This is a genomic window from Bacillus sp. ES1-5, assembly GCF_022487605.1.
Lineage (GTDB): Bacteria > Bacillota > Bacilli > Bacillales > Bacillaceae_G > Bacillus_A > Bacillus_A wiedmannii.
The window spans coordinates 114,498-138,977 of the sequence record NZ_JAKVPU010000010.1 but is presented as its reverse complement, the minus strand read 5'-3'; the positions used below and the strand labels follow the sequence as shown (position 1 = coordinate 138,977).

Sequence of the window (24,480 nt, the reverse complement as noted above, 5' to 3'; positions counted from 1 at the left end):
ACAAGTTTTCAGTTTATACGCAAACAAAACATATCATCTAACGAAAACATATGCTATACTATAGAATAATTACAACATAATAACTATTAAAATTAGATTCAACAGAAATGCTGCTATCCATTATGGATGGCAGCTTTCGTCGTTTTATAGGGGTTTCGATTTTGATTCTTTTTCTCAATAAGAATTTGGAAGGAGCGAGTAGTAATGAACTCAGAAGTAAAAACATTACAAGTACAAAAGTCTATTTCTCATCCCTCTTTATGGGATACATTAAAGAAACATCATGAACTTATCTTTGCAGTCGCATCTGGTATTTTCATTTTAGCTGGTTGGTTATTCACAAAGAACGATGCAATGAATGTAGGCATTACTTGCTATATCCTTGCTTATATAGTTGGTGGATATGCAAAAGCGAAAGAAGGTATTGAAGATACCATTGAAGAGAAAGAGCTAAATGTCGAAATGCTCATGCTCTTTGCTGCTATCGGTGCTGCAATCATTGGCTACTGGGCAGAAGGTGCAATTTTAATCTTTATCTTCGCACTAAGCGGTGCGATGGAATCTTATACATTAAGTAAAAGTCAAAAAGAAATTTCAGCGCTTCTTGATTTACAACCTGAAGAAGCATTACGTATTTCAAATGGAACCGAAGAACGTGTTCCTGTTGGACGATTACAAATTAACGATATTATTTTAATTAAGCCAGGTGAGCGCGTTCCTGCTGACGGTACGATTCATAACGGTGAAACAAATATCGATGAAGCAGCAATTACTGGAGAACCTATTCCAAACGAAAAAAAACATGGCGATGAAGTATTTGCCGGTACTGTAAATTTACGTGGTGCTATCGAAGTTAAAATTACGAAGCCGAGCGATCAAACATTATTCCAAAAGATTATTCGTCTCGTCCAAAGCGCACAAAGTGAAAAATCACCATCACAACTATTCATTGAAAAGTTTGAAGGAACATATGTAAAAGGTGTGCTACTCGTTGTTGCGCTTATGATGTTCGTCCCTCATTTCTTACTGGATTGGAGCTGGAATGAAACATTTTATCGCGCTATGATCTTACTTGTAGTCGCATCTCCTTGTGCACTCGTTGCTGCCATTACACCAGCAACGTTATCTGCAATTTCTAACGGAGCAAGAAATGGAATTCTCTTTAAAGGTGGCATACATTTAGAACGCCTCGCTTCAGTAAAAGCAATCGCCTTTGATAAAACAGGAACATTAACACAAGGAAAACCTACCGTAACAGATGTATATGTTCGAGAAAGTATGACAGAAAAAGAAGTACTTTCTATTACAGCATCAATTGAAAGTCACTCTACACACCCTTTAGCTGAATCTATTGTTAAATATGCACAACATGCGTATGACATTGCATTAAAAAAACCAGAAAATGTTGAAGATGTAACTGGTTTTGGACTCAAAGGAATATTTGAAAACAAAGCTTATAAAATAGGTAAAGCTGATTTTATCGGTGAAGAAACAAAGACATTTCATAATGGTATTTCTGCCTCCCTTGAAAAAGAAGGTAAAACTGTCGTTTATATTAGTGATGAGAGAGGCATTCTTGGACTTATCGCTTTAAAAGATACGCTTCGCCAAGAAACAATAGCTGCTATTCGTGAATTACAAAGCATTGGTGTCGAAGCAATTATGATTACTGGAGATAATGAAGAAACGGCAAAAGCAATTGCCTCTGAAAGTAATATAAAGGAATATTACGCATCATGCTTACCAGAAACAAAAGTTGAAACGATTAAAAAGCTAAAAGAAAAATACGGGACAGTAGCAATGGTCGGAGATGGTATAAATGATGCTCCTGCACTCGCTACTGCCAGCATTGGTGTAGCAATGGGTGAAGGAACAGACGTAGCCTTAGAGACTGCAGACGTTGTACTTATGAAGAACGAATTATCTCGCCTTTCCCAAGCAATCCGCTTATCAAAACGAATGAACCGTATTGTAAAGCAAAACGTAATCTTTTCACTAGTTGTAATCGCAATGCTGATTTGTTCAAACTTCTTGCAATTTTTAGCTCTTCCATTCGGTGTTATTGGACATGAAGGAAGTACGATTCTTGTCATTTTGAATGGCTTACGATTATTAAAAGGAAACAAATAAAAACGGGTCCCTCATAGAGGACCCGTTTTTTTCTAGTGGTAGCTATTATGCCCGTTCGCACTACTACTCGTTTTATGCTTTGGATGCGAACTGCTCTTTTGTTTATTGTTATTTTTGTTGTTGTGGTTCTTTTTATTATTACTCATGAAATATCCCCCCTGTTCCCTTTTATTATGGAACAAGAGCTCATTTTTCATTACGGGAATTATTGTCACCCGTCCTATAATGATGGAGTAAACCATTAATTTCACCGCCAAGTAAAATTACCCATCCAGTTAAGTAAAACCATAACATTAAAATAATGATACCACCGAGACCACCATATGTATTGGCGTAATTCGCAAATTTATCTACATAATAAGCAAATGAGTACGATACCACAATCCATCCTACAGTAGCAAATGTTGCTCCTGAAATGACTTCTCTTCTTTTTAACTTTCGATCTGGTGCGAATGTATATAAAAAACTAAACAATGCAAATAACACGAAGAAACTCGCTACTAACCGCGTAATACTCCACACGTAAGAAAAACTATCCGATAAACCAATTGCTTTAAATACCGCTGCCCCAATGACTTGTCCAAAGACTGGAACAATTAGCGCAAACACAATCATAAAAATGATTGCTAACGTAAACACAATTGATAAAGCTCTTGTTTTAATAAAAGAACGTGTTTCTGTTACATCATACGCACGGTTAAAAGCATTCATAACCGCATTTACCCCGTTTGAAGCAAACCATAGCATCGATAATAAACCAAATGATAATAAACCACCATTTTGCTCATTTACAACTTTATCAACGTTTACTTCAATTAAGGACATTGCATCTTCGGGTACGTACGGTTCTAATAAGTTGAGCACACTTTCTGTTTGAAGGTCAATGAATCCAAGAAGCGTAATTAAGAAAACAAGCCCAGGAAAAATCGCAAGCAAGAAGAAATAAGCGAGCTGTGCTGCCAAGCCCGCTACATCATCGCGCATCGTCCGATCATACAAGTCTTTACCAAACGAATAAGTACGATTTCTTCTCACCTTTTCTAAAATTTTTCTCATATATGTTTAAACGCTTTTCTTCTCTTCTTTATCTTGCTTTAACTCAATGTACGCTTCAGTTTTTTTTTCCTCTACATTAGAGTCTTTCATAAATAGTTCCCGCGCTTCTTTCATACCGCCATCTTCAGCAACTACTGGCTCTTCCTCTGCTTTCAGCTCATCTACCTTTGTAGATACAGCTTGAATTTCAATTGTTTCTGGCTTCTCTGCTGGCTCAATCTTTTTCTTACTAAAAATTTCTTTCGTTTCTTTTAACGTCTCTACAACAGACGGCGTCAATTTTTTAATTTCTGCTACTTTCGCTTTTACTACATTGAAGTCAGCGAGTTCGCGTCCTTTATCTGTAACAGTTTGCACTTTTTCTTTTATCTTCGCATTTTCACCGATTTCAATCATCTTTGTTTTTGCTTTTTCCGCAGTATTTTTTACTTTTTCACGGTTTTCCTTCTTCAACATAGATACAGCTACACCTGCAGCTACACCAATCGCAATGTTTCGAGCAATATTATTTTTCTTTGCCATATTCCTTCACCCTTTCATTTCTTATGTTAGAAAGTATTTCTTTCTAAGCTTCCTCATATTCCTTGTTCATTTCGAATGAAAGCTAATAGCTTTGCACACCCTTCTGTTACAAGGTCATATACTTCTTGGAAATTCCCTGTATAGTAAGGGTCGGGAACGTCTGTCCAGCCACCGTCTGGAACAAAATCGGACAGTCTGCCAATATAGCCTCCAGTTTTACCTAAACTTTTTAAATCTGCTATATTCTTGTTGTCCATGGCAATAATATAATCAAACTTTGTTAAGTCTTCTTTTTCTACTTGCCTTGCTTTAATTCCTTCAAAAGTGACTGCATTTTCTTTTAAAATTTTTTGTGTTCCTTTATGTGGCGGATGGCCAATATGCCATTCTCCAGTTCCTGCAGAATCAATGACAATTTTCTCCTCGAGTCTCTCTTTTACGACAAGATCTCGAAAAATTGCTTCTGCCATCGGTGAACGGCAAATGTTCCCAAGACAAACAAACAATACTTGAACCATATTTTTGTTTTTCCCTTCTTGGTGCATTTCTTTATATATACTTATAGTATAAACAACCAATTATTAATTATAAAGGAAATCCCTACTAATTTAATAGGATTGAAAAGATTCATTAACGAAAATGATAAAAAATGTTAAGATATCCTTATGTTATTTTAAAGGGGGACACTTCGGTGGATTTATCCGTAAAGTCAGAAGAAAACGTTGAATATATGGTCGAAGCTATTAAAGAAAAATTACGTATGGTTAATGCTGGAGCGATGAGAGCTGCTAGCTTTAATGAAGAAATGTACGAAGACTTACGTGACATTTATGAGCATGTTATGAAACGTGAAACATTCAGCATCAGTGAAATGCAAGCTATTACAGAAGAATTAGGTACATTAATTAAAAAGTAAAAAAAGCCTCTTTTATATGAGGCTTTTTTTTATTTCCAACAAATTCATGACAACTCTTCTCTTTCCCTCTACCAACTGTAAAATACTGTACAATGGAAGTAGAACCTCACCTTAGATTTTTTCTCCATACATACTACTCACAAATAATAGCAACACTACCATTGCTAACTGTTTTTACTGGAGGTGCTTACTTATGAGCAATTGGTACAGTAAGACGAAAGATCAAACATTAATCGACCTAGAAACAAACGAACAACACGGTTTAACAGATGAAATCGTAAATGAACGTTTAAAGCAATACGGTTTTAATGAATTAGCTACAAAACAAAAACGCACGTTATGGCAGCGTATTTTCGCCCAAATTAATGACGTCCTCGTATATGTCCTTATTATTGCTGCCCTTATTTCTGCCTTTGTAGGTGAATGGGCTGATGCAAGTATTATCGCGCTCGTTGTAGTTTTAAATGCTGTTATCGGTGTCATCCAAGAATCGAAAGCAGAACAAGCTTTAGAGGCATTGAAAAAGATGGCGACACCTAAAGCTATCGTCAAGCGAGATGGTGAACTAAAAGAAATTCCATCTGAACAAGTCGTTCCAGGTGATATTGTCATGCTGGATGCAGGACGTTATATCCCATGTGATTTGCGACTTATCGAAACCGCAAATTTAAAAGTTGAAGAATCTGCTCTAACTGGTGAATCTGTCCCTGTTGATAAAGATGCAATTCACCACCCTTCTATGCAAAGTGATGAGCAAGTACCATTAGGCGATCAAAAAAATATGGCCTTTATGTCGACACTAGTAACATATGGGCGCGGAGTCGGTGTCGCTGTTGAAACTGGAATGAACTCACAAATTGGTAAGATTGCTACCCTTTTACATGAAGCCGACGATGATATGACACCACTTCAAAAGAGCTTAGCACAAGTCGGAAAGTATTTAGGCTTTGTTGCTGTATTTATTTGCGTCATTATGTTTATCATCGGTTTTTTACAAGGACGAGATACGTTAGAAATGTTTATGACTGCTATTAGTTTAGCCGTTGCAGCTATTCCAGAAGGCTTGCCGGCTATCGTTTCCATCGTTCTTGCAATTGGTGTGCAGCGAATGATTAAACAAAATGTTATCATTCGTAAACTACCAGCTGTCGAAGCCCTCGGTTCTGTCACAATTATTTGTTCAGATAAAACAGGTACGTTAACGCAAAATAAAATGACCGTTACTCACTTTTATAGTGATAACACATACGACCACTTAGAAAACTTAAATGTAAATAATGATGTACAACGTCTATTGTTAGAAAATATGGTGCTATGCAACGATGCTTCTTACAGTTCCGACTCACAAACAGGGGACCCTACAGAAATTGCCCTTCTTGTTGCTGGAAATACTTTTAACATGCAAAAAGATCATTTAGAAAAGATACATGAACGCGTTAACGAGATGCCTTTCGATTCAGATCGTAAAATGATGTCAACCGTTCATACATACGATGAAAGCTACTATAGCATGACGAAAGGTGCTATTGATAAACTCTTACCTCGATGTACCCACATATTTAAAAACGGTAAAATCGAGGTTCTAACAGATGCTGATAAAAATCAAATATTAGAAGCTGCTGGGTCAATGTCTCAAGAGGCTTTAAGAGTACTTTCATTCGCATTTAAACAATACAATTCAAACGATGTGGTTATAGATCATCTCGAAGAAAATCTCATCTTTATTGGTCTTGTCGGTATGATTGATCCACCGCGAACTGAAGTAAAAGATTCCATTACAGAATGTAAAAAAGCCGGCATTCGCACAGTTATGATTACTGGTGACCATAAAGATACCGCCTTTGCAATTGCCAAAGAACTTGGTATTGCCAAAGAAATATCTGAAATTATGATTGGAACTGAATTAGATAACATCCCAGATACAGAACTAGCAAATAAAATTAATCACTTAAATGTATTCGCCAGAGTCTCTCCAGAGCATAAAGTAAAGATTGTAAAAGCATTACGTGCAAAAGGAAATATCGTTTCTATGACTGGTGATGGCGTCAATGATGCTCCATCTTTAAAGCAGGCTGATGTTGGCGTAGCGATGGGCATTACAGGAACAGACGTTGCAAAAGGGGCAGCGGATGTAGTATTAACAGATGATAATTTCTCATCTATCGTGAAAGCTGTTGAGGAAGGTAGAAATATTTATCGTAACATAAAAAAATCAATTCTCTTCCTACTCTCTTGTAACTTTGGAGAAATTATCGCTTTATTTTTAGCTATTTTACTCGGTTGGGCAACACCGCTACGACCTATTCACATTTTGTGGGTCAATTTGATTACAGATACACTGCCTGCATTATCACTTGGGGTTGACCCTGAAGATCCAGATGTGATGAAGGAAAAACCACGACATGCGAAAGAAAGCTTATTTAGTGGTAGCGTTCCTTTTCTTATTTTCAATGGGATTGTCATTGGACTTTTAACGCTAACAGCCTTTATCATCGGGGCAAAATTCTATACCGGAGATACAAATTTATTTCCTCTTTTCCCAGAGAAAATTGATGAAGATGCTCTATTACACGCTCAAACAATGGCATTTGTCGTTCTTAGTTTTTCTCAGCTCGTTCATTCATTTAACTTGCGTTCAAGAACGAAATCCATTTTTTCAATTGGGATCTTTACAAATAAATATTTAGTCTTCTCCCTTCTTATCGGTGTTCTTATGCAAGTGTGTATTATCTCCATTCCACCTCTTGCAAATATATTCGGTGTACATGCATTAACGATGCGAGATTGGGGATTTGTTCTCTTATTAAGTATCATTCCACTTGTTGTGAATGAGATCATTAAATTAATAAAGAGAAACTAAAAGGCAATGAGGATTATTCCTCATTGCCTTTTCATTTATTTCACTATTTGCGGGAGATGTCCCTACTGATTAAAGTTTCACTTTATCCTTGTAATTCTTTTTTTATGTTCTCTGTTAACGTAGCCATACGCTTGCGGCTTTCTTCACGCTCACGTTTATTTTGCTCTTCAATTTGTTGTGTTTCTTGCATACCTCTTGAAATAATATTCCAAGTTTCCTCAAGTGTTTCCATCTTAATACTAGAAGACCCTGATAATCTCGCTACTTCCACACTTTGCGTTGCGATATTTTGTGCATTTTTCTTAAGTAATTCATTTGTGCGGCGATCAAGTTCAGCCATAGAATCTGCAACAAGCTTTTGACGTTTCGCATTTACCGCCTGAATAATACCATTTTTAAAGATAGGAATCGTTGTAATAAATGCTGTATTGATTTTACCAATTAATTTATTATTACCACGTTGAACCATACGAATTTGTGGTGCTGTAAGTAGCGCAACCATACGTGCTTTTTCTAAATCATCAATACGCTGCTCTAAAATTTCAACAGAGTTTTTCAGTGATTCTAATTCAATACCTGCTAATTGGTCATTGTTACGCACGCGCTCTTCGTACATTGGAACCAACTCTGTATTTAAACGCTCTAATAACATTTCCCCTGCTACTACATACTTTTCTAAGTCTAAATAATATTTTAAATTTTGCTCATATAAACCATCTAACGTACCGATTGATTTTTTCATTTCATCTTGATACTTTGTAATTTCTACGTATACTTTATCCATTTCGCGACCCATTGTTTGGTACTTACTAAAGATCTGTTCAATCATTTTATCAGCTTTTTTGAACATACGTGAGAAGAAACCGCTTTTCTCTTCCGCAAAGTCTTTGCTATCGAATCTATCCATAATTTTACCAAGCTGTTTTAATAATTCTCCAGAGTCTTCTATTTTTGATAAAGACATTGTATGTAAAATTTGATCAGCGAAACGTGAAATTTCCATAGATGGTTCTTTTCCAAGCTCGATTAATTCTAACTGATCTTTAATATCTACTGCATTATAAATACGTTGTACTTCTGCATCTTGTCTAAGTTGTAAACGAACATCTTGTGCTGTTTGCTCATTTAATTCTGTTTTCGAATCTAGTATGACTGGGTTATTCATATGGTATTCTCCCTTTCCTTATAAAAATGGACGAAATAGTCCTTTTATTGTTTGTGATAAATTTTTATAGGCTGATGAACCATGAAACTCAAGATCGAAATTAACTTCTTCAAGCCAATGGGAATCAAATGCTCCTGCTTCAATATACGGTTCAATATCATTTCTCCCCGTTGGATTAAAGTGGAATACATCTACCCCAATTTGATTTAAAAATAATAATAAAACAGCATCCGAACGGCTTAACTCTCCGCTCTTCTCATTATTAAATATAACAATTTTCGGTACTTCTTGCGAGTAATCAAATTTCTCAAGTTGCTCTAAAATGTTCGGCGGTATTTGAGAAAGCTGTGCGAAAACATACAGTGCTACATCTTGTTTCGTCTCTTTCACAATGGGTTTACACATTTCACTTTCGCACGTATGGATGATCGCCTCTGCAATACCATGTTGCAGTCCTTCTGGCAAACGTTTATGTGGCCACCAATGACTGTTCATAATTAAATCAGGGTGTAATTTCCCCCCGCGGTCTAACGCATCTCGGTAATGATATTGGAAATTCGCTTTTTGTTCTTTCGTAAATGGAAATGTATTAATTAACAAACTGTTATCAAATGATGTAATAGCCTTTAATCGCTGAAAATATTCTTTATCATTTTTTGAGACACCTGATATTTTCGCAAATAAAGAAGGGATATAAATGTGTTTATTTTCAACAAAGAATGTTGGACGCACAAATGCCTTTTCTTTCGTAATTAAAAAGAGTTCATCATACGTTGTTTTGAGCGTACGAGCTACAGGCGTATAGGAACGAAATTGCCACGGCTTGTACAGCAGTGAGTTATCATGGTGAAGTACTTGTTCAATTTCTTTTGAAGCCTGATACGCTACTGTCGCAACTCGCTCACGGCGGCGATCTGGAAATGGCTCAAGAGAAATCCGACCTGGATGAGACACAACAAAACTTCTTCCTTCCTCATCAACATTCTCAAATCCATCTTTTCCTTCTGGGTGATAATAAAGTACATCGCAACCGAGCATAATAAGAAAGTATAAGAAATATATACGGCTTTCCTGTGCATCACCGTACCAAATAATACGTGGCATTTGTTTCTTATAATTAATCGTAGAGAACCACTTCGCTACGTAATTGTCACTTAACTTAATCATATCGATTAAGAAACGACGGAATCCTTCTGTTTTTAATGATTGGTTATGTTGTTTTTCATACAATTTCAATACAGAAGTAAACGTCGTATGTATATAATGCTGTAAGTCAGGATTGTCTACTTGTGGTAATAGTTGTTTTCCAGACAGATGGGCGACAAGCCTATTTACTGTAAGGCCATTTGGTGCTTCTTGATGTAATGTAAAAACCTCTTGAATATGGCGCAGTTTTTCGGGATCAATCACCTTATTTAAATTTTGTTCATGCAAAACCACGATCCCTTTCACTTCACTATAATCAAATAGCTCATTGAAATATTCATCTACATCATTAGGAACACCAAGAATACGAGTTGCTATATAACTAAACTTCATCTCATTCTCTGTCAGTTCATATTGTGAGCGTTTTTCTAAAAGCGCTTCAAATTGCTTTAAATCTGATTCGTCTTTTAATGCACATGGTTGAAGTGTAAAACGTGAAAACACAACAGTTCACCTCCAAAAACATTTACTTTTTTTATAAAGTCTCTCTTCTATTATAAACTATTTTTAGTTATAAAAAATGGGCGCTCGCATAACGAGCAAACCCATTTCAATTATTTATGATTATTTTTAGTAGCTGCAACTTCTTCTTTAGCTTGTCCAGAATTCTTCATGTAGTGAAGTATAAACGTTGCTCCAAATGCTACAACTAAAATAATAAAGAATAGCATATGACTTACTTCAATATGAATAACAGACAGTAACATTTTTGCTGCAATAATTAAGATTAAAATATATGCTGTCGTTTCAAGTTCTGGAATACGCTCTAACAATTTTAAGAATACGCCAGCGATACCGCGCATCATTAAAATACCAAGCATTCCACCTAATAATAGAATCCAAACTTCATTTGATACACCAAATGCAGCAAGCACGCTATCTACAGAGAACGCGATATCCATTAATTCAACCATCGCAACTGTTCCCCAGAAGACACCAAACATTCTAAAGAGAATACTGTTTTGGTTCATACCATGAGCTTCCTCTTCTTCTGCGTTACCTTTTCTTTTATCAATGAAGTATTTAATTGATAGCCAAGCTAAGTAAAGTGCACCTAACACTTTTACCCACGCTAATTTAATTAAGAACATTCCAATTCCAATCGCAATAAATCGGAATACATAAGCTCCAATAAGTCCATAGAATAATGCCTTTTTACGTTTTTCTTCCGGAAGGTGTTTTACCATTACTGCTAATACAAGTGCATTATCAGCAGATAACAAACCTTCAAGTACAACAAGTGTACCAATTAATCCCCAAGATACTGGATCTTGCAACACTTTAATCCACATGTCCAAGTCAAAAAACTGAGCATACGTATCAAGGATTCCTTGCAAAATACTCATCTTACCTTTATCCCCTATTCTTTGCTAGATTTATAGAAAGGTCAAAAAAAGGAAACGAATATCGTTTCCTTTCTATGCATCCAAGCCATACGCTCTTACAAGCGCACCTAAACCACCTTGGAATCCACTTCCTACTGCATTAAACTTCCACTGTCCATTATGACGGTATAATTCACAAAAGACAACTGCTGTTTCAATAGAGAAATCTTCCCCTAAATCAAAACGAAGAACTTCTTCATTTGTTTCTTCATTTGCTAAACGAACGAATGCGTTTCCGACTTGTCCAAAGTTTTGGTTACGGCCTTCTCCATCATAAATTGTAACTGTAATAGCAATTTTATGAACATCTGCTGGAACCTTTTTCAAATCTACAACAAGTTGTTCATCATCGCCTTCACCTTCACCTGTGCGGTTATCTCCTGTATGTAGAACAGATTCACAAGGAGACTGTAAATTATTATAGAAAATAAAATCAGTTTCCTTCGTACATTTTCCATTCGCATCTAATAGGAATGCTGATGCATCTAAATCGAAATCTGATCCACCGTCATAAGATTTAATATCCCATCCAAGACCAATTACTGCTTTTGTTAAGCCAGGGCTTGTCTTACCTAAATCAATCTTCTGTCCTTTTTGCAATTGAATAACCATTTATATTCACCTCTATATTTTATATCTTAAAAAATATATCCATCAGTAAACGCCTGTTTCACCGATAGATATATAAAATCTATTACTCTACATCTAAACCGAAATTATTACATAGAGACGCTAATCCGCCCTGGAATCCACTTCCGATTGCATTGAACTTCCAGTCACCTGCATGACGGTATAATTCCCCTACTACAACAGCTGTTTCAATAGAGAAATCTTCTCCTAAATCGTAACGAATTAACTCTGCATTCTTTTCTTCATCTAAAATACGTACGAAAGAGTTAGAAACTTGTCCGAAGTTTTGGCTACGACCTTCTCCATCGTAAATTGTGATTGAGAAACAAATACGTTCGATATGTGCAGGTACATTTTTTAAATCTACTTTAATCGATTCGTCATCGCCTTCTCCTTCGCCAGTTCGGTTATCTCCTAAATGCTCGACAGCACCATTCGCACCTTTTGGATTATTATAGAAGACGAAATCCTCTGCACCTGAAACTTTACCGTTAGTACCTACTAAGAAAATACTAACATCTAAATCGAAATCGTTTTGTCCGTCATAACGATTCGTATCCCAACCAAGTCCTACAAGAACTTTTGAAAGACCTGGATTTGTTTTTGTTAAGTCTACCTTTTGTCCTTTTTTCAATGAAATTGATGCCATATTCAATTCCTCCTCGGTTTATTTTATTGATAACGTGATACAATCTCACTTAAGTTTTTATCTTGTGTGCCTTCTCCAACAGCTGAAAACTTCCATTCACTTCCGTGGCGATACATTTCACCTGCAATTAGAGTCGTTTTGCCAGCATAATTATCCGATAAATTATAGCGTGCTAATTCTTCACCAGTTTGCGGGCTTTGAATACGAATGTATGCATTACGAATCATCCCGAAATCTTGACGACGATTTACACAGTCATAAATATTTACAACGAATACTAAACGATTAATACGGCTCGGAACTTTATGTAATTCTACGAAAATTGTTTCGTCATCACCAGCGCCTTCACCTGTTAAATTATCTCCTGAATGAATAATACTACCACAAGTAGAAAGTTTGTTTCCGAAGTAAACTAAATCGTTTTTGTTTAAAAAGCGATCCCCTTCTAACATAACAACAGATGCATCACAATCTACATTTGGTTTACTTCCAAATAATGAAGACAGAAACCCACCTGATTGTCCAATTGGATCCCAGCCTAAGCCAACCTGTAGTTTTGCTACTTTTGGTTGTCCTTTCGTTAAATCGATCTTTTGACCTTTTTCTAAAATAATAGGCATGAAGTTTCTTCCTTTCTACAAAGCATTTTCCAAATCGGAAAATATTGTATTCTTCCCTTATATTGTAGCATTATTTACCTAGTGATAAAAAGGATAAATTCTCAGTTATATGAAAACATTCATATAACTTATTTATGCCAATGTAAGAAGTGGTAAATAGCACCAACCATTCCTGCGCAATTTCCGTTTTGTGCAAGTTCAATCTCACAATTATTATAAATCTCCTTATTTAAATATTTTTCTACCTCTTCTTTTACTTCTTTTAAAAACTGATTTCCCCTATCAGTAATTCCTCCACCTATAACAATCATTTCCGGATTAAAAATATAACCAAGATTACTAATTCCAATCGCTAAATGTTTAAAAAAAACCTCAACCGCTTGCTTAACTTCTCTATCTCCTTTATCATACAGTTCGAAAATCGTTTTTCCATTCCAATCACTTTCACCTTTATATTTTCGCACAAGACGAATTAACCCTGAAATGGAAGCGACCTCTTCAAACTGCTTTCCTTCTATTAACATATTTCCCCATTCACCAGCACTAAAAGAATGTCCCCTGTATAACTCTCCATCTATAAAAATTGCTCCTCCAATACCAGTTCCAAGAGTAAGCATAATAAAATTTCTTTTTCCGTTTCCAATACCTTTCCACTTCTCACCCAAAGCTGCACAATTCACATCATTTTCAACAGAGACAGGTACTTGTAATACCCCTTGCAATCTATCAATAATAGGAATAGTCGCGTAGTTCGGAATATGCTCCGCCCCTCCCGTTACAACCCCTTTATGAATATTAACAATTCCCGCAGTACTAATACCAATTCCCGAAATCATATGTTCATTCATTAATTTTTTGGATAAAAGAATAAGTTTTTGAATGATTTGTTCCCCACCCAAATGAATTTCTGTTGAAACTATTTTATGCTTTAGTACTGTTCCTGTTTCTGAAACAATTCCATATTTAATTTCTGTACCACCAATATCAAATGCAATATATTCTTTCATCTGCTGTCACTTCCTCTACTGTAATGAGTGTCAAATTCCCACCACTCTACTATTATAAAGAATTTATACTAACTCTTTTCTCTCTTCAGAAATACACCACCTTTTTCTATATATAGTTTTTTTTGCATAAAACTCTTTTTCCTAAGAAATATTACAAAGGGATGTATTTTAGATGGAATATTAATTTCTTAGGAGGAAAACAATGACGAAAATCTTCATTTTAGCATCAACACTCTCTTTATCTTTTTTTAGTGGTTTAAATATCGGTAATGCAGCAACAGAAAACTTCTCTCCAGCAGCAAACGCAATTGTACAAAATAACGATCATTTAGCAGAAGGCAACTCAAAAGATAATAATAAACCACCAGGAAACAATGGTTCTCAGGACGATAGTGGTTCTGGCGGTAGCGGTTCTGGCGGCAACGGTTCTGGTGGCAATGGCTCGGGCGGCAGTGGCTCGGGTGACAACGGTTCTGGTGGCAATGGTTCTGGTGGCAATGGCTCGGGCGGCAACGGTTCTGGCGGCAGTGGCTCTGGTGGCAACGGTTCTGGCGGCAGTGGTTCTGATGGCAGTGGCTCTGGTGGCAACGGTTCTGGCGGCAGTGGTTCTGGTGGCAATGGCTCTGGTGGTAACAGTTCTGGTGGCAGTGGCTCTGGTGACAACGGTTCTGGCGGCAGTGGCTCTGGTGGTAACGGTTCTGGCGGCAACGGTTCTGGTGGCAGTGGTTCTGGTGGCAACGGTTCTGGTGGCAGTGGCTCTGGTGGCAACGGTTCTGGTGGCAGTGGCTCTGGTGGCAACGGTTCTGGTGGCAACGGTTCTGGTGGTAGCAGTTCTGATGGCAGTGGCTCTGGTGGCAACGGTTCTGGCGGCAGTGGTTCTGGTGGCAACGGTTCCCAAGGTGGAAACCGTGTTAAAGGCGATAGCAGTTCTCAAGGTGGTAATGGCTCTCAAGGCGGCAACCGCGTTAAAGGCGATGGCAGTTCTCAGGGGGGCCACGGCTCTCAAGGTGGAAATGTAAAAGATAATGCGACAGAACAAGGCGATAAGTTACCTAATACGGCAACACATTATCCTGCATCTATTTTAATGGGACTTTCAACACTCCTAATCGGTATGTTACTATTTATTCGCCGTAAAAATGCAAAATAAAAACACATCCTTCCATCTAAAACATACATGAAACAAATTGTAAAACTAAAAAGGACTTTGGATTGCATTTTATTATGCAACCCAAAGTCCTTTTCATCCTCTATCAAAAAGATCATTAATACGCTTTTCCCCAATACACCATTTGTTTAGCTTCTTTACCACAACAAATACATTCGTCAGCTAAATGTTCTTGCTCAAAAGGCATACAGCGAGAAGATACTCCAACTTCTTCTTTTAGTTTCTCTTCACAAGCTAATTCTCCGCACCACATTGCCTTAATAAATCCTTGCTTTTCATCAGCTACTTTTTTCATCTCTTCGAAATTCGCCGCACTATACGTATTCTCATCGCGAAATACTTTTGCTTTATTAAATAAAAAATTATGAATTTCCTCAAGTAGTGCTGGAATACGTTTTTCTAATTGATCCATTGATATAAATTCTTTTTCTTTCGTATCTCTTCTAACAAGTACAACTTGATTCTTTTCAATATCTTTAGGACCAACTTCTAATCGAATTGGAATACCCTTCATTTCATACTCGTTAAATTTCCAGCCTGGTGTTTTATTACTAGCATCTATTTTTACTCGTGCAACCTTTTGAATATGTTCTTGTAACTCTGTTGCTTTCGCTAAAACTCCTTCTTTATGTTGCGCAATTGGTACAATAACAACTTGCACCGGTGCGACTTTAGGAGGCATTACAAGACCATTGTTATCACTATGGACCATAATAAGTCCACCTATCATTCTTGTTGATACACCCCAAGATGTTTGGTGTACATATTTCCACTTACCGTTACGATCTAAAAACTTAATATCAAATGCTTCTGAGAAATTCGTTCCAAAGTTATGAGATGTTCCTGTTTGAAGTGCTTTCCCATCATGCATTAAGCTTTCAATCGTATAAGTAGCCTTTGCACCCGCAAACTTTTCTTTTTCTGTCTTTTGTCCTTTAATTACTGGTATCGCTAAGTAGTCTTCACAGAAAGAAGCATATAGATTTAAAATATGTAACGTTTCAGCTTGAGATTCCTCTGCCGTTTCATGGCTCGTATGACCTTCTTGCCATAAGAATTCCGTTGTACGAAGGAATGGTCTCGTTGTTTTCTCCCAACGAACTACTGAACACCACTGATTATATAGCTTTGGCAAATCATTATAGGATTGCACAATCTTTGAAAAATGCTCACAGAATAACGTTTCAGATGTAGGACGTATACAAAGTCTCTCCGCTAACTTTTCATCCCCGCCATGTGTCACCCATGCTACTTCAGGAGCAAACCCTTCTACATGATCCTTCTCTTTTTGCAATAAGCTCTCTGGGATAAACATTGGCATATACACGTTTTCATGACCAGTTGCTTTTAATTTCTCATCCATAACTTTCTGCATATTTTCCCATAAGGCATAACCGTACGGGCGTAGAATCATACATCCTTTTACACTTGAATAATCAACAAGTTCTGCTTTTTTTACAATATCTGTGTACCACTGTGCAAAATCCTCTTCCATCTTCGTAATCGCTTGTACTTGTTCTTTTGCCATAGTCAGTCTTCCTCCTTTTGAAAATACAAAAAAGCCCGCGTCCCTAAATAGGGACCGAGCTTTGCCGGCGTTACCACCCTGATTCATGCACAAAAAATTGTGCATGCTCTCTTTTGGATAACGGGAAATTCCCGCTGCATATGCAGAACGCAAAGGTAGGTTCCATATCTCCTTGTTAAGAATCTTTCAGCCTGGCGGATTCTCTCTCTGCTAAAAAGGTTGAACATGTACTAGTCCTTTTTCATCGTTATAACGAAATAAATTTGTTGATTATCATAATACAAATTCTTTTTTTAAACAATAGCTAATTTTCTCATTTTTATATATTCTTTTCATTTTCTGCAGTTTTATACGTAGCTTTTTCGCGAGATTTTTACCAGTTGATGTGCAATCATACCGATAAGTGTACCAAGTAGAACGAAGAAACCAATAAATCCATATCCCATTCCTTCCCATCCACCAATCACCATCATTGTAACCGGAAAGGATGCTAAGCAAAGAAGTATTAAACTAAGTGCAAATATAATATCGAACTGTTTGTTTGGAAACCGTTTCTTTAGTAAATACGAAATAGCAAATACAAGGATAATCGTAATTCCGCCAATGATGTAAAAGATACTAAATCCATCTAGCCAATCCATAGTATTCCCTCCTTCCATTCATTCCCTTATACTTAATTATATGTTTAATTTTTCTGAAAATAAATAATAAATTTTCACCTAAAAATATATTTTTATTACTAGGTATTAATAGTAATATATAATAATAGGTTTTATATAATCAGGAGGGAACTTTATGGATAAAGCATTAACAAACCACGTCATTATTTTATCTTTCGATTGCTTATCAGCTTTAGATTTTCCTATATTACAAAAACTTCTTAATTTCCAAACATTAATAAACAAGGGCGCGATTGCGAAAAAAGTGGAACCTATTTATCCTTCTGTAACATATCCAAGTCACTCAACAATCGTTACTGGAAACTACCCTAATAAACATGGCGTAGTTAGCAATACGTTACTTCAACCTGGACGCGAGTCACCAGATTGGCATTGGTACCGAAAATCCATTAAAGGAACAACGTTATACGATGAAGCACATAAAGCAAATTTAACGACAGCTGCCCTTCTATGGCCTGTTACCGGCAGAGCAAATATTGATTACAATTTACCTGAAATTTTTCCAAATAGACCGTGGCAAAATCAAATCTTAGTTTCATTATTTAGCGGTAGCCCGATATATCAATTAGATTTGAATCAGCGTTTTGGTCATATAAGAAATGGCTTATCACAGCCTGAACTCGATGATTTCGTACTTGCTTCTGCTGTGCATACAATCCAGACGAAGAAGCCTAATGTCATGTTTGTACATTTCACCGATTTAGACACTCAAAGACACTATCACGGCTTTGAATCTAACGAAACAATAGCTGCTATCCATAGACATGATGAACGGCTAGGAAAAATTATTCAAGCTTTAAAAGACAGTGACCTATACGAAGAAAGTACAATTATCGCTCTCGGTGATCATAGCGCCTTAAGTGAAAACAAAGCCATCCAATTAAATGTACTATTTCATCAAAAAGGGCTTATATCTATAAATTCAAAAGGAAAATTAGTAGACTGGAAGGTCTATTGCCAAAGTTGCGACGGCTCTGCCTATTTATATGTGAAGGACAAAAATGATACGGATACAATTCGAAAAGTACAACTACTACTTGAAGAGTTACTTCAAAATAAACAAAACGGTATTGAATTTATGCTTCATGATGAAGCTGCAAAAGACTGCGGTGCAGATGGTAATTGTTTATTTATGTTGGAAGCACAAGAAGGATATTATTTCACTGAAAACTATACAGGCGATTTTATAAAAGAAATTACTGAAAAAGATGTTACGCCTAGTAAAAAATATACATTTGGTACGCATGGATACTCTCCAACAAAACCTAACTATGAAACAATTTTTATCGCTGCTGGGAAAGGGATAAAAAGCGGCGTTACCATTCCGTATATGAGACTTATTGATGAAGGTCCAACTATCGCTAGACTACTCGGTTTACACTTAGGTGAAACGGACGGATCAACTGTAGAGGATTTACTTCATTTGTAAAGAACTGTGTATATATGTAAAAGTTATGTAAAAATCATCACTGTTTCTCTTTTTATAATTTTTATTTCTGTACACTGTTAGTAGAACAAATTTAAGGGGGAACATTATATGAAAAAAATGTCCAGACAAGAAAAAAGCTGGATATTATATGATTGGGCGAATTCGGTATATTCGCTCGTCATTACCACTGCATTATTTCCAATTTACTTTAAAGCAGCTGCAAAAGAAGCCGGACTATCTGGTGCAACTTCAACGGCATATTGGGGATATGCAAACTCTTTTGCTACACTTTTAATTTCTATACTTGCTCCTATTCTCGGCACAGTTGCTGATTATAAAGGATTTAAAAAAAGATTTTTCACATTCTTCTTTGGACTCGGTATCGTATTTACAAGTATGCTAGCAGTCGTCCCAACGTCTCAGTGGTACTTATTATTAGGCTGCTATATGATCGCATTAGTCGGTTTTGCGGGAGCAAACATTTTTTATGATGCATTTTTAGTAGATGTTACCTCTAAAGATAGAATGGACCGAATTTCTACAAGAGGCTTTGCATTAGGTTATATTGGGAGCACAATTCCTTTTATCGGTTGTATCGCTCTTATTATCCTTGCTCAAAAAGGAACTATCCCTTTATCAGTCGGCATTGCTAGTCAAATTTCGTTCGCAATAACAGCTCTTTGGTGGGGATTATTTACAATTCCAATGCTAAAAAATGTAGAGCAAACACATTATATTGAACGTCATCCAAGACCAATTGCAATGAGCTTCAAACGCCTTGCTGATACTTTTAAAAATATTAAAGAATATAAAACTGTATTTATGTTCCTAATCGCTTACTTCTTCTACATTGACGGGGTCGATACAATTATTACTATGTCTACCGCTTACGGAACAGATCTCGGTATTAGTGCAACGAATCTATTAATCATCTTATTTGTCACACAAATTGTAGCTTGTCCATTCGCCTTATTATACGGAAAGTTATCAGAAACATTTACAGGTAAAAAAATGCTATACGTCGGTATTATTATTTATATCATTATCTGCATATATGCTTATTTCTTAAAAACGACACTCGATTTCTGGATTTTAGCAATGTTAGTTGCCACTTCTCAAGGTGGTATTCAAGCACTTAGTCGTTCCTATTTTGCAAAACTAGTACCAAAAGAATCTGCAAATGAATTCTTCGGATTTTATAATATCTTTGGTAAATTCGCGGCAATTATGGGTCCCGTATTAGTCGGTGTTACAACGCAATTAACGGGAAAAACAAATGCTGGTGTCCTTAGTATTATTGTACTGTTCGTTATCGGTGGATTCTTACTAACTAGAGTTCCCGAAAATGATACATCCGTTACACCACCTAGTCCAAAAACTAAAACGCTATAAGAAACAGATCCTCTTCGCATGAGAAGAGGATCTTTTTCTTTATTTTTAGCGATAACGTCTTACAATTAAAAATTCTACAGCCGGCTTTACAACTATCGCAGCGCATAACGCAAACAAAAGCGGTATGTTATGAAAATCAATCCATTTATTAAAACCTACCGATGCGAAAAACAAACCAAAAATTAATACAACAAGTACATAATACGTAACATTTGCACTTGTTTTTAATACATGTTTTTCTACATCTTCTTTCTCCTCCGTTATCCCTTCCACATTATGCGATGCCAAACTTTTAAACATATAATGTAATGCGATGCTACAAATAAATAGTGCATACCAGTTTACTTGAAGTTCAGTTAACCAATAATAAAGTGCAAACACTAACGTACTTATAGCTACTAATGCCGTAACTACAAGGCTTATTTTCTCTTTCCCCAACAACTACTCCCCCTACAGCTTGTACAAAAATAGTTTATCAACAGTTGTTCCTAATACTTCAGCTAAACGGAATGCTAACGCTAAGCTTGGATCATATTTATTATTCTCAATTGCATTTATCGTCTGTCTAGAAACTTTACACTTATCAGCCAATGCACCTTGTGAAATATTATTTTCAGTGCGTAATTCATAGATTTGATTTTTCACACCATTTCTCCTAACCTGTAAAATCGTTTTTACATCATCAGTATATAGTTGGGGCATTTCATTGTCAAAAGATTGCCACATGAAAAAGGAGCAATCCTGCTCCCTTACAATGGTTATTTCGAAGCTAACGAATTTGTTAGTTCCTCTTTATTAGCGACATCTTCTTTATTTATTTGCATGCGTAGAACTGGCCCTATCGCAAATAAAATAAGTGCCATTGCTATACAAAATACAGTAACTAGTGAGGTCATCTCCTTCAATCCTCCAGCTAGTGCAGTTCCAATTAACATTGCCCCCATGAACAGTGGTAAAATCGTTCCATTTACTCTTCCAATCATATTTTCTGGTACAAGTTGAATCATAAGCGTACCGACAACGATATTAACACAAGCTAAACAAATACCTGTTCCAAACCTCATGAAACTAGTAATCCAAAATGATGTAGATAGCCCTTCTACTAAAAATGACATTGCTAATATGCTCATACCGAATACAAACATCTTTTTCGGGTTCACTTTTGAAGCGAAAACTGCAGCAACAATACCACCGATTAACATACCGATTCCATCAGCTGCGGCTAAATATTGAACTGCTTCCTTTTCCATTCCAAGGCGCTCTATTACAAGAAATACCTCTAATGGATTCGTTAGTCCAACAGCTAAGCCCATAACGGTGAAAGTGATCGTAATCATACGTAAATTTTTCGTATGAAGAACGTATTTCCAACCTTCTTTTATATCATTTTTTAATGAATCTCTCGCCACTTGCTCTTGTTCCACCCATTTTGGTAAAAATGAAAGGGCTATAGCAGATAACAAAAATAAAATGATTAAGCTATATAGTGACGTAAATAAACCAAGTTGTGTGTACACAAGCGACCCTACCACTGGTCCAAAAATCATAAATAATGACTGTAACGTTTGGTTAAATGCAATTGCATTTGCTACCTGTTCTTCTTTTACGTAGCGCTTAAATATACGCGAAGATGATGGCTGAGAAAACTGACCTACAATCGCGGAAATGAGTGTTGCAAAAAATATAGCCTGCCAATAATCCAGCTTTAACAACAAGACAATTCCTACAATAGACAGTACACTTAATACATCTCCAGCAACCATCGTTCTTTTCGGATTCCAGCGATCAGCTAGCGCCCCACCGATAAACGAGAAAATAAAAATAGGTGCATATTCCATAACCGATAACAAAGAAACTGAAACTGGATCATTATTCGTTCGCTCCATTATGAAATATAAAAGAGCCATATTTCTGATCCAAATTGCAAATTGTTGTAAAATATCAGATGCCATAACGAGCATAAATGCTCGGTTTTTAAATAAAGCGTTCATTTTCATTCCCCTTTCATAAACCGACCGTTCGGTCTAATTTATTTTGTAAGAAAAGCAACTGACTTATTATTCAGCTGCCATTCCTTTTAACAATACATCTATTGCCTTTTTATAAATACGTTGCAGCTCTTTATAATCTAACTCGTAGTAAAGTACTCCAAGCCCCGATAATAATCCATTCACAATATACATAAGATCACGCGTATTATCTTCACGAAACTCTCCAGACTGTATACCTGCTTCAATTAGTTTCTCAAACATAACATATGATTCTCTAGTTAAAGCCAATAGTTCATCCAAAATCTCTTTACTTACAACTTGGCTCATAGAGAATTCCTCTATTGCATTTGAAATGGGCTGCTGTATGTCCTCGACATGATATTCCGCGAGACCATATAGTTTTTCAGTATTCGTACTATACAACTTCTCTTTTTCATTCCATTTTTCAAGCCAATCATACGTATGCTGTTTCACTACAAATAAAAATAATTCTTCTTTACTTTTAAAGTGATAATAAATGCTTCCTTTACTTCTCTCTGTAATTTCACAAATCTCTTCCATAGATGTTGCTGCATAGCCCTTCTGTGAAAACAGACTTTCTGCTTTATAGGCAATTTCTTTCTTTATCTCTTCTGCGCTTCTTCTCATATTCACACCTCTTTAAACCGACCGTTCAGTCTAATAATAACAAATAAAAAACCTCTATCGCAAGAGGCTATATTCCTTATTTAAGAAAACGTACTTTCAAACCACGTTCGAATCATATGTATGATTCCAATTTTAAATCCTAATTTAACAAGAAATACGCCTCCCGCAGCTAATAAAAATAGCACTACTTTCCCCTTGTTTTTCACTTTCAGTTCCCTTTTCATTTCTATTCCCCTAGCATGTTAAAAATATTTAATCAAACGTTTGTTTAACTGTTTTTATGCATATGTAAGCCAACTAATCAAACGTTTGTTTAAAAAGAAATACGCCTATATAAGGCGCATTTTCATCAATCACCGCCACCTCCGCCACCATCGCAGCTGCCTCCGCTATCTCCACCGAAAGATCCTCCACAATCATGTGAACCTCCATGCGAGCTATCATTATCAGATCCAGCAAAGAAAAATAATGGTGATGAGTTGTTAGATGAATTATGAATGTTATTTTGTTTCGTAAGATTTACCTTCTTTTTGTTTGATCGAACTGCTGTTACAATTATTCCAACTACAACAAATAATAGTATGAAAATAATAAATTCCATATAAAAACCTCCCTTAATCTTCGAATAATTGAATGGTTCTTTCTAGATTTTCAAGTGAAATAAAGCGTGATTCACGAAGGATCTCTTTTCCATTATAAAATAATAAAACTGTTGGTCCTGTAAATACTGCATATCGCCCCGCGATCTCTTGCATGTCTTGTAGTAATATTTCTACTTTCTCTACGTAATCATAATTCTCTAATACGCAATTTACTTTTCTTAACATAACATCACAAATACCACAATTTTCAGTTTTAATAAACAGCAGTACTAATTGTTGTCCTTCAATATATGTCGCTAATTCTTCTATCGTTTCAAATGTATTCATCTTATCCCTCTTAGCGTAATTTACGAAATACTTTACCCTGATACATACGAAAAGCTGAACTATCTTTAATCTTTCTCTTTTCCATTACCTGTTGAAAACGCAGCGTTTTTGCTGTTAACTCTTCTTGTAATTCTTTTTTCTCTACTTCATCATAACAGCACGCAATTAAGTCTTCTATTTTTAATATATCTTTTTGTAGTTCCATTTCTGGTGGAATCATACCCGCATTTTTTAAGATTTTATAACTCATTCTAAGTTCTGGAGGTACCATTGAAAGGTCTTCTAATTGTAGTGGTTTTCCTTTTCCCGGAATATAATCAAGGTCTCCATTCCGTATTGCTTGTCGAATTTTTTCTTCAGCAATGTTCAAAAAGACATCCACACCATTCGCTCCTTTACATATTTTTACTATTATTTTACATGATATTTTCTCATCTTGCTACGCTATTACAAATTGACTTTATACAATTTTTTCTCAAATTTAATTACAAGGAGCCTTTTCCTCCCTAATCAATATTTTATTTTCATGTGTAGTCTGTATTAGAGCCATTTCATATTGAGAAAATCTT

The 24,480-nt window shown here is 36.1% G+C and carries 26 protein-coding genes and 1 other annotated feature; of the genes, 6 read left to right on the top strand and 20 right to left on the bottom strand.

The features are described 5' to 3' along the window. Positions 1-204 precede the first annotated feature (204 nt). Positions 205-2,130 (top strand): heavy metal translocating P-type ATPase, encoded by a 1,926-nt coding sequence (locus tag MKO96_RS24640; protein WP_240588974.1) that lies wholly within the window; start codon positions 205-207, stop codon positions 2,128-2,130. A 186-nt stretch (positions 2,131-2,316) separates the two neighbouring features. On the opposite strand, the gene MKO96_RS24635 is transcribed toward MKO96_RS24640, so the two are convergent. The 3 genes from MKO96_RS24635 to MKO96_RS24625 are packed head-to-tail and all read right to left on the bottom strand — an operon-like array spanning position 2,317 to position 4,226. Further along, positions 2,317-3,186, bottom strand: a complete 870-nt coding sequence (locus MKO96_RS24635; RefSeq protein ID WP_001226530.1) for a YihY/virulence factor BrkB family protein — start codon at positions 3,184-3,186, stop codon at positions 2,317-2,319. Positions 3,187-3,192: 6 nt separating this feature from the next. Then, a complete protein-coding gene (locus MKO96_RS24630; protein WP_240588973.1) occupies positions 3,193-3,708 on the bottom strand; it encodes a DUF4075 domain-containing protein in 516 nt (171 codons plus the stop codon). A gap of 53 nt (positions 3,709-3,761) precedes the next feature. Next, the gene (locus MKO96_RS24625; RefSeq protein WP_240588972.1) at positions 3,762-4,226 is read right to left on the bottom strand and encodes a low molecular weight protein-tyrosine-phosphatase; all 465 of its coding nucleotides are present in this window, start codon (positions 4,224-4,226) and stop codon (positions 3,762-3,764) included. 173 nt (positions 4,227-4,399) lie between these two features. On the opposite strand from MKO96_RS24625, the gene MKO96_RS24620 reads away from it, so the two are divergent. Continuing rightward, complete coding sequence (locus MKO96_RS24620; RefSeq protein ID WP_000366197.1) at positions 4,400-4,624, top strand: DUF1128 domain-containing protein; 225 nt, start codon at positions 4,400-4,402, stop codon at positions 4,622-4,624. Between the two features lie 193 nt (positions 4,625-4,817). Further along, complete coding sequence (locus MKO96_RS24615) at positions 4,818-7,484, top strand: cation-translocating P-type ATPase (RefSeq protein WP_240588971.1); 2,667 nt, start codon at positions 4,818-4,820, stop codon at positions 7,482-7,484. A gap of 82 nt (positions 7,485-7,566) precedes the next feature. Here the strand turns inward: MKO96_RS24615 and MKO96_RS24610 are convergent, their stop codons facing one another. From MKO96_RS24610 to MKO96_RS24580, 7 genes are all read right to left on the bottom strand, one after another. Continuing rightward, positions 7,567-8,649 carry a toxic anion resistance protein gene (locus MKO96_RS24610; RefSeq protein WP_001064402.1) on the bottom strand — a complete coding sequence of 361 codons (1,083 nt, stop codon included), beginning with the start codon at positions 8,647-8,649 and terminating at the stop codon, positions 7,567-7,569. An 18-nt stretch (positions 8,650-8,667) separates the two neighbouring features. Further along, positions 8,668-10,299, bottom strand: a complete 1,632-nt coding sequence (locus tag MKO96_RS24605; RefSeq protein WP_240588970.1) for a YceG family protein — start codon at positions 10,297-10,299, stop codon at positions 8,668-8,670. 110 nt (positions 10,300-10,409) lie between these two features. After that, positions 10,410-11,201, bottom strand: a complete 792-nt coding sequence (locus tag MKO96_RS24600; RefSeq protein WP_240588969.1) for a TerC family protein — start codon at positions 11,199-11,201, stop codon at positions 10,410-10,412. A 72-nt stretch (positions 11,202-11,273) separates the two neighbouring features. After that, a complete protein-coding gene (locus MKO96_RS24595; protein ID WP_000236645.1) occupies positions 11,274-11,852 on the bottom strand; it encodes a TerD family protein in 579 nt (192 codons plus the stop codon). 82 nt (positions 11,853-11,934) lie between these two features. Then, positions 11,935-12,519: a TerD family protein gene (locus MKO96_RS24590; RefSeq protein WP_140386653.1), complete on the bottom strand. Its 585-nt coding sequence runs from the start codon at positions 12,517-12,519 to the stop codon at positions 11,935-11,937. A gap of 23 nt (positions 12,520-12,542) precedes the next feature. Then, positions 12,543-13,139 (bottom strand): TerD family protein, encoded by a 597-nt coding sequence (locus tag MKO96_RS24585; RefSeq protein WP_087979302.1) that lies wholly within the window; start codon positions 13,137-13,139, stop codon positions 12,543-12,545. 128 nt (positions 13,140-13,267) lie between these two features. Further along, the gene (locus MKO96_RS24580) at positions 13,268-14,146 is read right to left on the bottom strand and encodes an ROK family protein (protein WP_240588968.1); all 879 of its coding nucleotides are present in this window, start codon (positions 14,144-14,146) and stop codon (positions 13,268-13,270) included. 202 nt (positions 14,147-14,348) lie between these two features. Between MKO96_RS24580 and MKO96_RS24575 the strand changes: the two genes are divergently transcribed. Further along, on the top strand, positions 14,349-15,296 hold the full coding sequence (locus MKO96_RS24575) for an LPXTG cell wall anchor domain-containing protein (RefSeq protein ID WP_240588967.1): 948 nt from the start codon (positions 14,349-14,351) through the stop codon (positions 15,294-15,296). Between the two features lie 115 nt (positions 15,297-15,411). Here MKO96_RS24575 and proS read toward each other — a convergent pair whose 3' ends face one another. Both proS and MKO96_RS24565 read right to left on the bottom strand, forming a co-directional pair. Further along, positions 15,412-16,842: a proline--tRNA ligase gene (gene proS, locus MKO96_RS24570; protein WP_240588966.1), complete on the bottom strand. Its 1,431-nt coding sequence runs from the start codon at positions 16,840-16,842 to the stop codon at positions 15,412-15,414. Between the two features lie 46 nt (positions 16,843-16,888). Further along, positions 16,889-17,096, bottom strand: a binding site (T-box leader). Positions 17,097-17,189: 93 nt separating this feature from the next. After that, positions 17,190-17,483, bottom strand: coding sequence for a YesK-like family protein (locus tag MKO96_RS24565; protein WP_000383868.1), 294 nt, complete (start codon positions 17,481-17,483; stop codon positions 17,190-17,192). A 154-nt stretch (positions 17,484-17,637) separates the two neighbouring features. Here MKO96_RS24565 and MKO96_RS24560 point away from each other — a divergent pair, with 154 nt between their 5' ends. Beyond that, on the top strand, positions 17,638-18,951 hold the full coding sequence (locus MKO96_RS24560; protein WP_240588965.1) for an alkaline phosphatase family protein: 1,314 nt from the start codon (positions 17,638-17,640) through the stop codon (positions 18,949-18,951). A gap of 108 nt (positions 18,952-19,059) precedes the next feature. Then, positions 19,060-20,343: an MFS transporter gene (locus MKO96_RS24555; RefSeq protein ID WP_240588964.1), complete on the top strand. Its 1,284-nt coding sequence runs from the start codon at positions 19,060-19,062 to the stop codon at positions 20,341-20,343. Positions 20,344-20,388: 45 nt separating this feature from the next. Here the strand turns inward: MKO96_RS24555 and MKO96_RS24550 are convergent, their stop codons facing one another. From MKO96_RS24550 to MKO96_RS24515, 8 genes are all read right to left on the bottom strand, one after another. Further along, on the bottom strand, positions 20,389-20,781 hold the full coding sequence (locus tag MKO96_RS24550; RefSeq protein ID WP_087979295.1) for a hypothetical protein: 393 nt from the start codon (positions 20,779-20,781) through the stop codon (positions 20,389-20,391). Between the two features lie 12 nt (positions 20,782-20,793). Next, positions 20,794-21,045, bottom strand: coding sequence for a helix-turn-helix transcriptional regulator (locus MKO96_RS24545; protein ID WP_002070345.1), 252 nt, complete (start codon positions 21,043-21,045; stop codon positions 20,794-20,796). A gap of 56 nt (positions 21,046-21,101) precedes the next feature. Then, positions 21,102-22,334 carry an MFS transporter gene (locus MKO96_RS24540; protein WP_240588963.1) on the bottom strand — a complete coding sequence of 411 codons (1,233 nt, stop codon included), beginning with the start codon at positions 22,332-22,334 and terminating at the stop codon, positions 21,102-21,104. Positions 22,335-22,400: 66 nt separating this feature from the next. After that, positions 22,401-22,982 carry a TetR/AcrR family transcriptional regulator gene (locus MKO96_RS24535; protein ID WP_001254436.1) on the bottom strand — a complete coding sequence of 194 codons (582 nt, stop codon included), beginning with the start codon at positions 22,980-22,982 and terminating at the stop codon, positions 22,401-22,403. An 80-nt stretch (positions 22,983-23,062) separates the two neighbouring features. Next, positions 23,063-23,206: a histidine kinase gene (locus tag MKO96_RS24530; protein ID WP_172555415.1), complete on the bottom strand. Its 144-nt coding sequence runs from the start codon at positions 23,204-23,206 to the stop codon at positions 23,063-23,065. Positions 23,207-23,331: 125 nt separating this feature from the next. Beyond that, positions 23,332-23,583, bottom strand: a complete 252-nt coding sequence (locus tag MKO96_RS24525) for a hypothetical protein (protein WP_166703545.1) — start codon at positions 23,581-23,583, stop codon at positions 23,332-23,334. A 13-nt stretch (positions 23,584-23,596) separates the two neighbouring features. Next, a complete protein-coding gene (locus MKO96_RS24520; protein WP_240588962.1) occupies positions 23,597-23,911 on the bottom strand; it encodes a thioredoxin family protein in 315 nt (104 codons plus the stop codon). A 10-nt stretch (positions 23,912-23,921) separates the two neighbouring features. Continuing rightward, positions 23,922-24,293 carry a DnaJ family domain-containing protein gene (locus MKO96_RS24515; RefSeq protein WP_240588961.1) on the bottom strand — a complete coding sequence of 124 codons (372 nt, stop codon included), beginning with the start codon at positions 24,291-24,293 and terminating at the stop codon, positions 23,922-23,924. Positions 24,294-24,480 lie beyond the last annotated feature (187 nt).

Excerpts from the sequence above, each read along its gene's own strand:
- MKO96_RS24640 (WP_240588974.1), top strand. The coding sequence starts at position 205 with ATGAACTCAGAAGTAAAAACATTACAAGTACAAAAGTCTATTTCTCAT.
- MKO96_RS24635 (WP_001226530.1), bottom strand. The coding sequence starts at position 3,186 with ATGAGAAAAATTTTAGAAAAGGTGAGAAGAAATCGTACTTATTCGTTT.
- MKO96_RS24630 (WP_240588973.1), bottom strand. The coding sequence starts at position 3,708 with ATGGCAAAGAAAAATAATATTGCTCGAAACATTGCGATTGGTGTAGCT.
- MKO96_RS24625 (WP_240588972.1), bottom strand. The coding sequence starts at position 4,226 with ATGGTTCAAGTATTGTTTGTTTGTCTTGGGAACATTTGCCGTTCACCG.
- MKO96_RS24615 (WP_240588971.1), top strand. The coding sequence starts at position 4,818 with ATGAGCAATTGGTACAGTAAGACGAAAGATCAAACATTAATCGACCTA.
- MKO96_RS24610 (WP_001064402.1), bottom strand. The coding sequence starts at position 8,649 with ATGAATAACCCAGTCATACTAGATTCGAAAACAGAATTAAATGAGCAA.
- MKO96_RS24600 (WP_240588969.1), bottom strand. The coding sequence starts at position 11,201 with ATGAGTATTTTGCAAGGAATCCTTGATACGTATGCTCAGTTTTTTGAC.
- MKO96_RS24595 (WP_000236645.1), bottom strand. The coding sequence starts at position 11,852 with ATGGTTATTCAATTGCAAAAAGGACAGAAGATTGATTTAGGTAAGACA.
- MKO96_RS24590 (WP_140386653.1), bottom strand. The coding sequence starts at position 12,519 with ATGGCATCAATTTCATTGAAAAAAGGACAAAAGGTAGACTTAACAAAA.
- MKO96_RS24585 (WP_087979302.1), bottom strand. The coding sequence starts at position 13,139 with ATGCCTATTATTTTAGAAAAAGGTCAAAAGATCGATTTAACGAAAGGA.
- MKO96_RS24580 (WP_240588968.1), bottom strand. The coding sequence starts at position 14,146 with ATGAAAGAATATATTGCATTTGATATTGGTGGTACAGAAATTAAATAT.
- MKO96_RS24575 (WP_240588967.1), top strand. The coding sequence starts at position 14,349 with ATGACGAAAATCTTCATTTTAGCATCAACACTCTCTTTATCTTTTTTT.
- proS (WP_240588966.1), bottom strand. The coding sequence starts at position 16,842 with ATGGCAAAAGAACAAGTACAAGCGATTACGAAGATGGAAGAGGATTTT.
- MKO96_RS24565 (WP_000383868.1), bottom strand. The coding sequence starts at position 17,483 with ATGGATTGGCTAGATGGATTTAGTATCTTTTACATCATTGGCGGAATT.
- MKO96_RS24560 (WP_240588965.1), top strand. The coding sequence starts at position 17,638 with ATGGATAAAGCATTAACAAACCACGTCATTATTTTATCTTTCGATTGC.
- MKO96_RS24555 (WP_240588964.1), top strand. The coding sequence starts at position 19,060 with ATGAAAAAAATGTCCAGACAAGAAAAAAGCTGGATATTATATGATTGG.
- MKO96_RS24545 (WP_002070345.1), bottom strand. The coding sequence starts at position 21,045 with ATGCCCCAACTATATACTGATGATGTAAAAACGATTTTACAGGTTAGG.
- MKO96_RS24540 (WP_240588963.1), bottom strand. The coding sequence starts at position 22,334 with ATGAACGCTTTATTTAAAAACCGAGCATTTATGCTCGTTATGGCATCT.
- MKO96_RS24535 (WP_001254436.1), bottom strand. The coding sequence starts at position 22,982 with ATGAGAAGAAGCGCAGAAGAGATAAAGAAAGAAATTGCCTATAAAGCA.
- MKO96_RS24530 (WP_172555415.1), bottom strand. The coding sequence starts at position 23,206 with ATGAAAAGGGAACTGAAAGTGAAAAACAAGGGGAAAGTAGTGCTATTT.
- MKO96_RS24525 (WP_166703545.1), bottom strand. The coding sequence starts at position 23,583 with ATGGAATTTATTATTTTCATACTATTATTTGTTGTAGTTGGAATAATT.
- MKO96_RS24520 (WP_240588962.1), bottom strand. The coding sequence starts at position 23,911 with ATGAATACATTTGAAACGATAGAAGAATTAGCGACATATATTGAAGGA.